This is a genomic window from Methylophilus sp. Leaf416 (assembly GCF_001424665.1).
Classification (GTDB): Bacteria; Pseudomonadota; Gammaproteobacteria; order Burkholderiales; family Methylophilaceae; genus Methylophilus.
In genome coordinates, this window is sequence record NZ_LMQS01000004.1 from 80,276 (window position 1) to 93,364 (window position 13,089).

Below are 13,089 nucleotides of genomic sequence, written 5' to 3' on the forward strand. Positions count from 1 at the left end.
AAATTTGGGAGTCGTTGGCATGCCACGTAAAATTTCAACTCAATCTCTGGCAATCGCATTGGTCATTGCACTGATGGTCATTGTGACGCGCGGCCATCATTTCGCGTCAGTCGATTTCCTGCCTAGCGCTTCATATGCAGCTTTCTTCATTGCTGGCTACTATCTGCGTTCTACCATTATGTTCGTTGCCCTGCTGGCTTTGTGTGTCGGGCTTGATTTAGCGGCAGTGACCTGGGGTGGTGTCAGCAATTTCTGCGTGACACCGGCTTACGGCTTTTTGCTGCCAGCCTATGGCACCATGTGGCTGGCAGGTCGCTGGACGGCGGACAATACCAGCTGGGAGTTCAGCAGCCTGTTCAAACTTGCAGGTGTCGTTGTCGTTGCGTCTGCTATTGCAGAATTGTTCTCCAGCGGTGGTTTCTACTTCTTCGGTGGCCGTTACGCCAACCCAACCCTGGTGGAATTTGGCACACGCCTGGTGAAATACTATCCTAAGCAGCTGGAAGCGATTGCGTTCTGGGTAGTAGTTGCCTTGATTGCGCACGTAGTTTTTGGCCTGGCCAAACGCTCTATTCAAGAAAAAGCTTAAGTCTTAAATATGACGGAAACCAATGACCGCGACAGCCGCCACAAGGCGCGCATGATAAGAAAAAAGGCGGTCATTGATGACAAGATCGAGCAGGCCAAGGTTGAGAAAGGCGTGCTGCTGATCCTCACCGGTAATGGCAAAGGCAAAAGCTCTTCCGCCTTTGGCATGGTTGCCCGTTCACTCGGCCACGGCATGCGTGTCGGTGTCGCCCAATTCATCAAAGGCAGGTCTGATACCGGAGAAGAAGCCTTTTTCCGCGAACATCCATTAGTGAGCTGGCATGTGCTGGGCGAAGGTTTTACCTGGAACACGCAAGACCGCCAGCGTGATACCGACACCGCTATGCGCGGCTGGCAAATTGTCGCTGGCATGCTGCAAAATCCTGCGATTCAATTAGTGGTTCTTGACGAACTGACCTACACCTTCAAATATGGCTACCTGGATGAGCAAATGGTACTGGATGCCATTGCCAACCGCCCGCCCATGCAGCATGTGGTCATCACTGGCCGGGGCGCCTCAGAAGCATTACGAAACGCTGCCGATACGGTGAGCGAACTGATGGACGTCAAGCATGCCTGGCGCGCAGGCGTTAAAGCCCAGGCTGGAATAGATTTGTAATGCAATCCCAAGCTGCAACCTGCCATGCCATGCTGATGGCGGCACCCGCGTCGGGACAAGGTAAAACCATGACCACAGCGGCATTGGCTCGTGCTTACCGTAATCGCGGCTTACGCGTGCAGGCATTCAAATGCGGACCGGATTTTATTGACGGCATGATCCTCGAAGTTGCCACCGGCAAACCGGTTTACAACCTTGACTTAGGGATGTGTGGTGAACAAGATGCGCATCGTTTGCTTTATAAAGCTGCACAGGAAAATGATGTGATTCTACTTGAAGGCGTCATGGGCCTATACGACGGCAACCCTTCCTGCGCCGATATCGCCGAGTGTTTTGGCATCCCGGTCGGGCTGGTAGTCAACGCCAAAGCCATGGCACAAACGTTCGCTGCGGTCGCGTATGGCTTGTATGCATTCCGCCCTGGCTTGCAACGCGCAGGCGTCATTGCGAACCAGATAGGCAGTGAAGGCCATGCACGCATGATCAGAGAAGCATTGCCTGCCGATATTCCGTGGCTAGGTGCCATGCCATATAACGATCAATTAAGCCTGCCCGAACGCCATTTGGGTTTGCATCTGGCACAGGAAATCAACGATATTGATCAGCGCATAGAAGCCGCCGCGCAATTATTGGGGCAAGAAATTCCGCTGCCGCCAACGGTGAGTTTTGCTGCGCCAGAAAACGATTCTGACGAGCTACTTTTGCAAGGCAAAACAATTGCCGTCGCTAAAGATGCTGCCTTTTGTTTTATCTACCAGGCCAACCTGGATCTGCTGCGAGCGTTGGGTGCAAGCATTACATTCTTTTCGCCGTTAACAGACGTGCAATTACCAGTAGCAGATGCCTATTGGCTGCCTGGCGGTTACCCTGAATTGCATCTGGAAAAAATTGAAACCAATACCGGTATGCGCGACAGCCTGCAGGCGGCAGCGGCAGCTGGCATACCCATGCTGGCAGAGTGTGGTGGCATGTTGTCATTAGGCGAAAGTCTGGATGGCAGGCCGGTTTTTGGGTTATTAAAAGGTCACGGCAACATTGAAAGCAAACGGCAAGGCCTGGGCACGCAACATGCGACGTTGCCAAATGAAAATGGCACCAGTACCATAGGCGCACATACTTTTCACTATGGGCGTTTCGAGACTGACCTGCCGGCGATTGCACACGGCAAAGGCCGATATGGCACGGGCGAAGCGATCTACCGTGATCAAAACATCACCGCCAGTTTTTTGCATTTTTATTTCCCGTCTAACCCGGCGCTGGCCGCGCAGTTTTTCCTGCCATGAGTTTTGCCTATCCTGAAAATGATAAAGCGGCGATCTACAAAGTGATTGCCGAACGGCGCGATATGCGGCATTTTTTGCCTACGCCTATCGCTCCGGAATTATTGCAAAAACTTCTGCAAGCAGCGCACCATGCACCTAGCGTTGGCCTGATGCAACCATGGCGGTTTATCCGTATCAGTGATGTTGAGTTGCGCAAACGTATCCACACACTGGTTGATGAAGAGCGCAAACTGACTGCGCAAGCCATAGGTGAAGTCGAAAATACGGCGCGCATGGCCGAATTTATGCTGCTGAAAGTAGAAGGTATTCTGGACTGTGGAGAGTTACTGGTCGCGACACTATGTGACCAGCGTGAGAAATACGTTTTTGGCCGCCGTACCTTACCGGAAATGGACCTGGCTTCTGTCAGTTGTGCGATCCAGAACCTGTGGCTGGCCGCGCGCGCCGAAGGCATAGGCATGGGCTGGGTCAGCCTGTTTGATCCGCAGGCGCTGGCTTCGTTACTGGGCATGCCCCATGATGCAAAACCGGTTGCAATTTTATGCCTGGGTTATGTGAATACTTTTTACAAATCTCCCATGCTGGTGGAAGAAGGCTGGGCAACGGAAAAATCTTTGTCCGAGATGCTGATGGAAAATGGTTGGAATAAGGATACGCAACAGCCATGAGTCACTGGCCGCAACGCATCGTATGTCTGACCACGGAAACGGTAGAAGTACTCTATCTGCTGGGTAAGCAGGACCGCATTGTTGGCATCTCAGGCTTCACTACCCGTCCGGCGATCGCCAGAAAAGAAAAACCAAAGATCAGCGGTTTTACCAGTGCCAATATCGACAAGATTCTGGCGCTGGATCCTGACCTCGTGCTTTGTTTTTCCAACTTGCAGGCAGACATTGCTGCCTCGCTGATCAAAGCCGGCTGCCAGGTACATGTATTTAACCAGCGTAGCCTGGATGAAACCTTGCAAATGATACTGACCGTGGGTTACCTGGTCGGCGCCAGCAATAAGGCACAAATGTTGGTCACGCAATATCAGGCGTTGCTGGATGCCTCTCGTAACCGGGCTGCCACCTGGTCACGCAAACCAACTATCTATTTTGAAGAGTGGGATGAGCCCATGATGTGCAGTATCCGCTGGGCAGCGGAACTGATAACCGCAGCTGGCGGGCAGGATTGTTTTCCGGAGCTGAGCCGGTTTCACAACGCACGCGATCGCCAGGTCAATGCAGAACAGGTGGTCGCAGCGCAACCGGACATCATCATCGGTTCCTGGTGCGGCAAGAAATTCCAGCCGGAAAAGGTGAAGGCCCGCACAGGTTGGCAAACCATACCCGCGGTTCAGCACGGCCATTTGTATGAAATCAAATCAGTGGATATCCTGCAACCGGGGCCCGCCCTGTTTACTGAGGGACTGGTGCAGTTGCAAAACATTATTGAACACTGGCAACAGCAAACCGGGAGGTTGTTATGAGTACACATTTGATTCTGGGTGGTGCGCGCAGCGGCAAGAGTGCGTATGCAGAACGTTTGGCTTCTGCGCTGGAATTACCGGTTACCTATATCGCCACCGCGCAGGTTTATGACGATGAATTTGCCAAACGGGTGGCGCATCACAAAGAGCGCCGGCCGCCCTATTGGGCCCTGGTGGAAGCGCCATTTAACCTGGGCCAGACAATGCTGGATAACGATGCGCCGGAAACATGCCTGATTGTCGATTGCCTGACCTTGTGGCTGGCGCAATGCATTTGCCCGGATTGCGACAAACCGGAGCGGCTGGATTGGCAGGAGGAAAAGCAGGCGTTGCTGGCGGCTTTGCCCCAGCTACAGGCACACGTATTGATAGTCAGCAACGAAGTCGGCATGGGTATTGTGCCACTGGGTGAAATCAACCGACAGTTCCAGGATGAACAGGGCCGCTTAAACCAGGATATTGCTGCCATCGCCAACCAGGTCAGTTTCGTTGCAGCAGGCCTGCCTTTAAAACTCAAATAACCATAAAGGAAAATTCATGAAAAAGTTCTCTCTGCTGACCAGCGCGCTGTTCACAATACTGGCAGCACTCACCGCTGAAGCACATGTGCCATTTTTAAAGCCTAACCAGTTCAATGTCACGCATCACCGCCTGACCATAGAATCTGCGTTTACCGAGTTCCCTTTCCAGGCAGACTTTGCCATGGATTCGCCAAACTTCACCATTACCGGACCTGATGGCGTTTCCACAGCCATCAAGCCGATCGCCAAAACCAAGGCAGCGGTGTACCTGGAGCCGGAATTAAAAGAAGAAGGCACTTACCGTATCAGTACCGGTCAACGGGTGGGTCCAGTCTATAAAGCGGTGGAAACAGCTGATAAAAAACTGTATTTTGCAGCGGATATGAAACGCGTTACCGGCAAGCCAACAACCATGAATTACTACAGTTATGCAGATACGTATATTTTCAAGGGTCAACAGAAATACCAGGCAAAACCATTTAACAAAGGCTTGGAAATTATTCCATTAACTTCGCCAAATGGCCTGGTACCAGGTATTGAGGGTTCATTCCGCATTTTGGAAGATGGCAAACCGGTCAGCAACGCACGTATTATCGTGGTCACTGATAACGAACATTTTATCAGGCACCGGGTTGAAGATCTTTACGACCTCGATAATGTGCGGGAGTCCAACATTCATGCAAACCAGCAAGGTGAGTTCACTTTTAAACCCACAAAAGCAGGGTTGAATTTCCTGTTTGTGACCGTCCATCACCAGCTGAACGAAAATCTGTGGGAAAGCCAGAATGCTTCGTTGACGCTGGAAGTAAATTTACCGGCAGAAGCACCGAAAAAGCCTTAACTTAATCTCTCTAACTCACTCACACCGGAAAACATCCTTATGACAACCACGACTTTTCAACTCAAAGGTGAATATATTGCGCTCTGTGATTTGCTGAAACTGGAAGGTGTGGCCGACAGCGGTGGCCAGGGCAAGTCTATGGTAGCCGAAGGCTTGATTTCAGTGGATGGCCAGATCGAGCGCCGGAAAACCGCCAAGATCCGCGCCGGCCAAGTGGTGCAGGCGTTTGAGCAGACCATTAACGTGGTTGCCGGTTAATTCGGCACGAAGCCTGCAGGCAAAAACGGGGCAAGTGCAGCCCAGTTGAGGTTTTTACACAAACTGTCTGCCAACCGCTCCAGGCTTTGTTCGCGTAATCGCGTATAGTCGTAAGCGACCTGATTCGATAATCCTGCCCACTGCAACCAGGCCGCACAGGCCTGCGGATGGTCAAACAGGCCATGGATATAACTTCCCGCTATCTGGCCATCTTCTGAGATCGCACCTTCAGCCTGATCGTTGATTAGGTGTACGGGACGCTCTAGAGCTGGCCCAGTACTCACGCCCATATGAATTTCATAGCCTTGCACTTGCGCATCGCCGAAGGTCAATTTTCCGGAAATCTGTTTTAGCTGCTTGTGTGCTTCCAGCGTGGTTTGCATTTTCAACCAGCCGAGACCGGCGCTGCTGCCCGCCTCGCCCTCGAGAGCCAACGGGTCATGCAATTGCAGGCCAAGCATCTGGAAACCACCGCAAATCCCCAGCAGCTTTCCGCCATAACGCAAATGCCTTTCAATGACAGGCTCCCAGCCATGCTCACGCAGCGCTGCCAAATCGCCACGCACATTTTTGCTGCCGGGCAGAATAATTAAATCGGCAGCAGGTACCGGCTCATTCAATCGCACGAACTTCAAATCTACTTGTGGGTGCAAACGCAGCGCATCAAAGTCGGTATGGTTGGCGATATGTGGCAGCACCGGCACGATAATGGTGAGCTGAATATCCGTTTTTCTAGCGTTGCTACTGGCAACCGCATCTTCCGCTTCCAGATGCAAATCATGCATGTAAGGCAACACACCTATCACCGGTTTACCGGTGCGTTGCTCCAGCCAATCCAGCCCCGGTTGCAGCAAAGCAATATCACCACGGAATTTATTAATCACAAAACCAGCGACCCTAGCCTGCTCGCTCCCTGACAATAAAGCCAGGGTGCCGACCAGGTGCGCAAATACACCGCCTTTATCAATATCCGCCACCAGGATCACTGGACAATCCACCGCTTCGGCAAACCCCATATTGGCAATATCGTTGGCGCGCAAGTTGATTTCTGCCGGGCTACCCGCCCCTTCCACCATCACAAAATCATATTGCTGCTTTAATCGCTGATAGGATTGCAGCACTGCCTGCATGGCGACTTTTTTATATTCGTGGTAAGTGCTCGCTTCCTGGTTACCCTGCACCCGGCCGTGAATAATTACCTGGCAACCGGTATCAGAATTAGGTTTAAGCAGCACCGGATTCATATCGGTATGCGGCTGCAGTCCGGCAGCCATCGCCTGCACTGCCTGAGCGCGGCCAATCTCGCCACCGTCTTCAGTCACCGCGGCATTCAGCGCCATGTTTTGCGGCTTGAAAGGGACGACAGCTACCCCGCTGCGGTACAATACGCGGCACAATCCGGCCACCAGCGTACTTTTACCGGCATCCGACGTGGTGCCCTGAACCATTAATGTTTTTACTGCCTGTTTATCCATCCGCCGATTATCTCATACTCGCCATGCTTGCCTGCGGCGCGGTTGCGCTTGATCGCTGGCTGGGAGAACCTGAGCGCTGGCATCCGCTGGTTGGGTTTGGCCGCATCGCCAATGATTTAAGCAACCGTTTCAATCCAGTGGCATCTCAACCAAACATCTCGCAACGTGTGGTTGGTTTATTTGCATGGATAATTGCTGTTTTGCCAATCTCCTATTTTGCCTTCCTGCTGGCGCAGTCCAATGTGGGCTGGCTGGTACATGGCTATTTGCTTTACTTTGCCATCGGCCACAAAAGTTTGCGGCAACATGCATTGGCAGTGTATTCCGCGCTGCAAAATAACAATCTTCAACAAGCGCAACTCGCCGCTTCATACATGGTCAGCCGCGACAAAGAAGCGATTGAACCTGTGTCTGCCACGCTAGAATCGGTGCTTGAGAACGGCAGTGATGGCGTGTTTGCGGCATTGTTCTGGTTTCTGTTGGCAGGTGGGCCTGGTGCATTGTTATACCGGCTGGCAAATACGCTGGATGCCATGTGGGGCTATAAAACCAGCCAGTACTACTATTTTGGCTGGGCCGCAGCGCGGCTGGATGACGTTTTGAACTACATCCCTGCCCGTTTGACGGCACTCACCTACGCACTACTGGGCAGTACAAAAAAAGCATTGCATGCCTGGCGCACCCAGGCGAAACAATGGGATAGCCCGAATGCCGGACCGGTGATGTCTGCCGGCGCTGGCGCACTGGATGTCGCCCTCGGCGGGCGTGCCCGCTATCATGGTGTCTGGCATGAACGTCCCGCATTGGGGACTGATAAACAAGCAACTTTAGAGGATATCCCTCGCGCATTACGCTTGGTAAGTGCCGGGCTATATTCCTGGCTGGCAATTGCCGTGCTGATTGGAGCTATCGCTTATGCTTGAACACGGCGGCAACCTGCTGCAAGCAGCAGCCAAATATGGCATACCGGTGAACGACTGGCTGGATTTATCGACCGGTATTAACCCGCAGCACTTTCCGATCCCAGCTCTGGCGCCTGCGCTATTCCAGCGCTTGCCAGCCACGGATGACGGCTTACAAACAGCTGCCCGTCGCTATTATGGAGCGACACATATTCTGCCATGCGCAGGTTCTCAGGCCGCATTGCAGGTGTTGCCCTCATTGCGTCCGGCTTGCCGGGTTGCCATGCCGCGCACCATGTATCAGGAACATGCACATGCTTGGCAACGTGCCGGTCATGATGTGCAATTTTTTGAGCAGCAACCGGATAGCGATCTCCTGAGCACCGCTGACGTACTGCTGCTATGTAATCCTAACAATCCAACCGGTCAGTTGTATCCGGTTAATATGCTTTTAGACTGGCATGCGCAATTGGCTACGCGTGGCGGCTGGCTGGTGGTTGATGAAGCGTTTATGGATACCACACCGCAATCAAGCATCGCCAGTCATAGCGGTCAGCCAGGATTATGGATATTGCGCTCGCTAGGCAAATTTTTCGGGCTGGCGGGGCTAAGGGTAGGTTTTTTGATGGGGGAACCCGTCGCGCTGGCGCAGGTTGAATCTTTACTCGGGCCATGGACAATCGCCGGCGCTAGCGGTCATATCGCACAGATAGCGCTGGAAGATACTGACTGGCAGCAAAACATGCGTGCACACTTGCCTGCGCAATCCAGGCGGTTACTGCAATTGCTTAGTCAATACGGATTTAATCCGGTTGGCGGTACAGATTTATTTCAATATGTGCAGCATCCTGCGAGCCATCAGCTGCAGGATGCCCTGGCACAAGAAGGCGTCTGGACGCGTTACTTTGCGTCGCCGCAGGCATTACGATTTGGGTTGCCGCCAGTAACCGAGTGGTCCAGGCTGGAACAAGCACTGGCCAAGGCGAGTGTGAGAATTACCGATTAACAAATTCAATTCTCGGTACCGTGCCTGAAAAATCTATCCGCGTCACGCTGGCATGATCGACCTGGAACCTGAACAGCCCTTTGAGTTGCATATTCAATGCATGCGCAATCAGCGCGCGTATCATCCCGCCATGTGTAACCACCAGGATATGCTGGTTCACATGATTCTGTAAGCACTCATCAATAAAGGCTATGCCGCGCTGTTGCAATGCAGCAAATGTTTCGCCATTCGGCGGCGCCAGATCAGCATAATTTTGCGCCCATACATCAAACAATTCACGCGGAATATCGCTCCAGGCCAGCATTTCCCAGTCGCCAAAATGCAGTTCTTTGAGCCGGTCGTCGTGCACAATCTGGTAATCAAACCCAAGTGCATGTGCAAGTTTGCTGCACCTTTGCAACGGGCTGGCGTATACGGCATCAAACTGCTCACCGGATAATTTGGTTTGCAACCGCTCCAGTTCATCCATGAAACTGGCTGACACATCAATATCACTATGCCCGTAACACACACCGTCAGGTACTTGCAGGCGCGTGTGGCGGATCAATGTAAGTTTCATATCAATCGGCTCCAGGCCAGTAAGCCAAGATAAAAAGCCAGTTCAGTCAGCTGCTGCATGGCACCCAGGGTATCACCGGTATAACCTTGCAGATGTCTGACCAATAAGGCCCGCCACCACCACCAAACCAGGACCACAGGCAATTCAGTCAGCAATAAAAATTGCAAGGAAGCCAGCCCGGAATGATTCAGCCATAACAGTGCGGCAAAGCCGACCCATATCCACAAGCCGAATACGCTGGCCCACCAGAGGTCATTGCGCGTTGGGCTGGTGGCGAGTGGTTTGGATTTTCCGGTAGTACGGACATAGGTCATGTTCGCCATCAGATATACCGCTGCCAGGCGGCTTGAGGCGTGTGCGGCAATCAGCGCAAATGGTAATACTGCTGCAGGTAATGCAACCAGTGCCTGAAATTTGAATACCAGCATACCGATCAGCGCAATGGCGCCGTAACTACCCAGGCGCGAATCCTTCATGATTTCCAGTTTGCGGGCACGGGTTAACCCGCCGCCTAACCCATCCGCACTGTCAGCCAGGCCATCTTCGTGAAAAGCACCCGTCAGGTAAATGCTGGCGGCCATGCTGGCCAACACCGCGATGGCGGGCGGGAAGGGTAACGACGACAGCCACCACACAATGGCGGCAATCAGGCCAACCAATAAGCCAACCAGCGGGAAATAACGCGCGGCGTGGTTTAATTCAGATTCCTGAAAGTCGGGCAAGGTTGGCACTGGCAAACGGGTAAAAAAACCGACTGCCAGCTGGAAATAGCGCCATTGCAATTTCCAGTTCACTGGCTTTTCCCGCTGACGCCAGCACTTTCAAAGCTGGCCATTTCATTGAGGAAAGCCACCGCAGATTGTAACAAGGGATACGCCAGCACGGCGCCGGTTCCTTCGCCCAAGCGCAATGACAAATGCAGCAATGGCTGCACTTTTAGGTGTTCCAGCATTTTGCCGTGACCGTTTTCATCCGAGCAGTGCGCAAACACGCAATAATCCAGCACTTGCGGATAAAGTTTGGCAGCAACTAAGAGTGCAGAAGTTGCAATAAAGCCATCAATCAGCAACGTGACTCGTGCTTCAGCTCCTGCGAGCAAGGCGCCGACCATCATGGCGATTTCGAACCCGCCAAAAACTGCCAGCACCTGCAAAGGGTCTTTGGCATCGACATGATGCTTTTGCAATGCGTTGGTCAGCACCGATAGTTTATGATCCAGACCTTTATCGCTGAGGCCGGTACCGCGGCCTACACATTGATGCAAGGGAAAACTGCACAACACACTCATCAGGCAACTGGCACTGGATGTATTCCCAATACCCATCTCGCCCAGCGCCATTACATTGCAGCCTTCGGCAATCGCATCACGGGCGATTTCAGCGCCGCGGGCAATGGCTTGCGCAGCCTCTTCACGCGTCATCCCCGGATGATGCAGGAAACTCAACGTGCCCATGCCGAGCTTGGCATCAATCAGCATCGGATGCGGTTCAAAAACGGCATTGACGCCGCTATCCACCACATGCAACTGAAAGTCATGCTGGCGCGCGAAAACATTGATTGCAGCGCCACCATTCAGGAAGTTCAGCACCATTTGTGCCGTCACCGCTTGCGGATACGGACTAACGCCTTCGGCCACAATGCCATGGTCACCGGCAAACACCAGCATGGTTTGCTGTTGCAAAGCCGGATGTTCAGTTTTCTGGATCAGCCCAAGTTGCAAAGCCAACGTTTCCAGCCGCCCAAGTGCACCTAACGGTTTGGTTTTCTGGTTGATTTTCTGTATGAGCGCAGCTTGCAGCGTTTCGTTTTTTGTCGATTCAATCTGGAATGTTTGCATGCAGTTATTCTACCCGATGAAATATCCGCCTGTCAGATAGACGCGTTGGCATCCAGCATAAAAAAGCCCCGCGTAGGCTGGGCTGAGAGAGGGATGGCAATATTCAACTTAGCTAATCTTCACCGGCACATAAATCTTGTTGTCTCCACGCATGACCAGTAGTGCAATATTTTTGCTGTTCGGCAGTAATTTTTCATGCAGTTGCGTCACGCTGGTGACCTGGTCACCGTTCACTGCAAGAATCACATCACCCGGCTGGATGCCCGCATTGGCAGCAGGTCCTTTGCCTACTTCCTCTACCAGCAGGCCTTGCTTGACTTGCACTTGCGCCAGCTCTTGCGAAGTTAGCGGGCGCACACTGACACCAAGCTTGGCCTGTTTATTGTCAGGTGCAATCAATGGAGCAGCTTTGGCAGTTTGCATTTCATCCACACGCACACTCAGGGTTTTGAGTTGTTTTTTACGCCAGACTTCCATCTTGACCGTGCTACCAGGCACAATATTTGCCACCATTGGCGGCAGGTCACTGGAGCGGTCTATCACCTGATTATTGAATTTCAGGATCACATCCCCAGGCTCCAACCCGGCTTTATCGGCCGGACCATTTTTCTCAACATTGCTGACCAGCGCACCACTGTTGGTTTTCAGGCCGAATGAAGTTGCGAGGTCCTGATTGATAGACTGCACACCTACCCCAAGTCGGCCGCGGCTGACTTTGCCTTTATCCAGCAATTGTTGCTCAATACCCATGGCGACATCGATAGGAATAGCAAATGACAAACCTTGGTAACCGCCACTGCGGCTATAGATTTGCGAGTTAATACCAATCACCTCACCATTCAGATTAAACAGTGGGCCGCCTGAGTTACCGGGGTTGATCGCCACATCCGTCTGCAAAAACGGGACGTAGCCTTCATCCGGCAAGGCGCGGGATTTGGCCGAGATAATGCCGGCAGTGACGGTATTATCGAAGCCGAATGGAGAGCCAATCGCCACTACCCAATCGCCGACATGACTGTTTTTAGTGCTGCCGATTTTGACGGTAGGCAAGTCTTTACCATCAATTTTCAGTACGGCCACATCGGTCAGTTTATCGACACCAATGACCTTGGCTTTGAATTCACGTTTATCAGTCAACCTGACGATCACTTCATCGGCCTTGTCGACCACATGCGCATTGGTCAGGATTACGCCTTCCGGCTTCACAATAAAGCCAGAACCCATGCCGCTCATAGGTGTTTCGGTTTGTGGCTGATTAGGTTGGAAACGGCGGAAAAATTCATACATGGGATCATTCGGATCCATGCCCGGGATGCCACTGGTTTTAACGGTACCGGTAACGCTGATATTCACCACTGCCGCGCCCTGGCTATCGGCAATGGTGGCGAAATTTGGCAAGGTAATGTATGCGCTAGGGCTAGAGATGGTTTTCGCGGCAACCTGTGCGGTGGCCTCCGCATGATTCACCAGCGTATTGCCTTTTACCCAATAGCCAGCACCAAACAGCGCTGCAATAGCCAGTGGTACGCTGACCCAATGAGTGAGTTTTGATTGCATAAATGCCTGCATAAATTTGATTCCTTTCAGACTTAACTTTTGCTTAGTTTGAGTGTTTGGATAAATAACTAAAAACACTTTCTGTGCGTAAGAGCAAAAAATTCGCTGCGAAGTTTCCGGGAATTTGTATCCTCATGTATCACGATCTGGATTTGCAAACATGGCCTCGCGC

General features: G+C 52.3%; 15 protein-coding genes. 10 read left to right on the plus strand and 5 right to left on the minus strand.

The annotated features are described in order from the left end of the window. Nucleotides 1-19: 19 nt before the first annotated feature. From ASG34_RS10250 to ASG34_RS10285, 8 genes are read left to right on the plus strand one after another with little or no spacing between them, the layout of a single operon-like run. Entirely contained in the window at nucleotides 20-589 is a 570-nt protein-coding gene (locus tag ASG34_RS10250; protein ID WP_055830194.1) for a hypothetical protein, read from the plus strand. A gap of 9 nt (nucleotides 590-598) precedes the next feature. Further along, entirely contained in the window at nucleotides 599-1,207 is a 609-nt protein-coding gene (cobO, locus tag ASG34_RS10255; protein WP_055830196.1) for a cob(I)yrinic acid a,c-diamide adenosyltransferase, read from the plus strand. Beyond that, complete coding sequence (locus tag ASG34_RS10260; RefSeq protein WP_055830198.1) at nucleotides 1,207-2,490, plus strand: cobyrinate a,c-diamide synthase; 1,284 nt, start codon at nucleotides 1,207-1,209, stop codon at nucleotides 2,488-2,490. The genes cobO and ASG34_RS10260 overlap by 1 nt, the downstream gene beginning before the upstream one ends. Beyond that, nucleotides 2,487-3,158: a 5,6-dimethylbenzimidazole synthase gene (bluB, locus tag ASG34_RS10265; protein ID WP_055830200.1), complete on the plus strand. Its 672-nt coding sequence runs from the start codon at nucleotides 2,487-2,489 to the stop codon at nucleotides 3,156-3,158. Before ASG34_RS10260 ends, bluB begins: the two co-directional genes overlap by 4 nt. Further along, nucleotides 3,155-3,961, plus strand: a complete 807-nt coding sequence (locus ASG34_RS10270) for a cobalamin-binding protein (RefSeq protein WP_055830202.1) — start codon at nucleotides 3,155-3,157, stop codon at nucleotides 3,959-3,961. Before bluB ends, ASG34_RS10270 begins: the two co-directional genes overlap by 4 nt. Then, on the plus strand, nucleotides 3,958-4,482 hold the full coding sequence (gene cobU / locus ASG34_RS10275; RefSeq protein WP_055830204.1) for a bifunctional adenosylcobinamide kinase/adenosylcobinamide-phosphate guanylyltransferase: 525 nt from the start codon (nucleotides 3,958-3,960) through the stop codon (nucleotides 4,480-4,482). Before ASG34_RS10270 ends, cobU begins: the two co-directional genes overlap by 4 nt. Before the next feature lie 16 nt (nucleotides 4,483-4,498). Then, nucleotides 4,499-5,323: a DUF4198 domain-containing protein gene (locus ASG34_RS10280; RefSeq protein WP_055830206.1), complete on the plus strand. Its 825-nt coding sequence runs from the start codon at nucleotides 4,499-4,501 to the stop codon at nucleotides 5,321-5,323. A gap of 39 nt (nucleotides 5,324-5,362) precedes the next feature. Continuing rightward, complete coding sequence (locus ASG34_RS10285) at nucleotides 5,363-5,581, plus strand: RNA-binding S4 domain-containing protein (RefSeq protein WP_055830208.1); 219 nt, start codon at nucleotides 5,363-5,365, stop codon at nucleotides 5,579-5,581. On the opposite strand, the gene ASG34_RS10290 is transcribed toward ASG34_RS10285, so the two are convergent. Then, on the minus strand, nucleotides 5,578-7,029 hold the full coding sequence (locus ASG34_RS10290) for a cobyric acid synthase (protein ID WP_055830881.1): 1,452 nt from the start codon (nucleotides 7,027-7,029) through the stop codon (nucleotides 5,578-5,580). The two genes, ASG34_RS10285 and ASG34_RS10290, sit on opposite strands and share 4 nt — an antisense overlap. A gap of 2 nt (nucleotides 7,030-7,031) precedes the next feature. Between ASG34_RS10290 and cbiB the strand changes: the two genes are divergently transcribed. Beyond that, on the plus strand, nucleotides 7,032-7,979 hold the full coding sequence (gene cbiB / locus ASG34_RS10295; protein WP_055830210.1) for an adenosylcobinamide-phosphate synthase CbiB: 948 nt from the start codon (nucleotides 7,032-7,034) through the stop codon (nucleotides 7,977-7,979). Further along, the gene (cobD, locus tag ASG34_RS10300; protein ID WP_055830212.1) at nucleotides 7,972-8,964 is read left to right on the plus strand and encodes a threonine-phosphate decarboxylase CobD; all 993 of its coding nucleotides are present in this window, start codon (nucleotides 7,972-7,974) and stop codon (nucleotides 8,962-8,964) included. The genes cbiB and cobD overlap by 8 nt, the downstream gene beginning before the upstream one ends. On the opposite strand, the gene cobC is transcribed toward cobD, so the two are convergent. The 4 genes from cobC to ASG34_RS10320 all read right to left on the minus strand — a co-directional run bounded on the left by cobC (nucleotide 8,954) and on the right by ASG34_RS10320 (nucleotide 12,929). Beyond that, nucleotides 8,954-9,523 carry an alpha-ribazole phosphatase gene (cobC, locus tag ASG34_RS10305; RefSeq protein WP_055830214.1) on the minus strand — a complete coding sequence of 190 codons (570 nt, stop codon included), beginning with the start codon at nucleotides 9,521-9,523 and terminating at the stop codon, nucleotides 8,954-8,956. The two genes, cobD and cobC, sit on opposite strands and share 11 nt — an antisense overlap. Then, entirely contained in the window at nucleotides 9,520-10,317 is a 798-nt protein-coding gene (locus ASG34_RS10310; protein WP_055830216.1) for an adenosylcobinamide-GDP ribazoletransferase, read from the minus strand. Before ASG34_RS10310 ends, cobC begins: the two co-directional genes overlap by 4 nt. Further along, nucleotides 10,314-11,360 (minus strand): nicotinate-nucleotide--dimethylbenzimidazole phosphoribosyltransferase, encoded by a 1,047-nt coding sequence (gene cobT / locus ASG34_RS10315; RefSeq protein WP_055830218.1) that lies wholly within the window; start codon nucleotides 11,358-11,360, stop codon nucleotides 10,314-10,316. The genes ASG34_RS10310 and cobT overlap by 4 nt, the downstream gene beginning before the upstream one ends. A 108-nt stretch (nucleotides 11,361-11,468) precedes the next feature. Next, nucleotides 11,469-12,929: a DegQ family serine endoprotease gene (locus ASG34_RS10320; protein ID WP_055830227.1), complete on the minus strand. Its 1,461-nt coding sequence runs from the start codon at nucleotides 12,927-12,929 to the stop codon at nucleotides 11,469-11,471. Nucleotides 12,930-13,089: the final 160 nt, after the last annotated feature.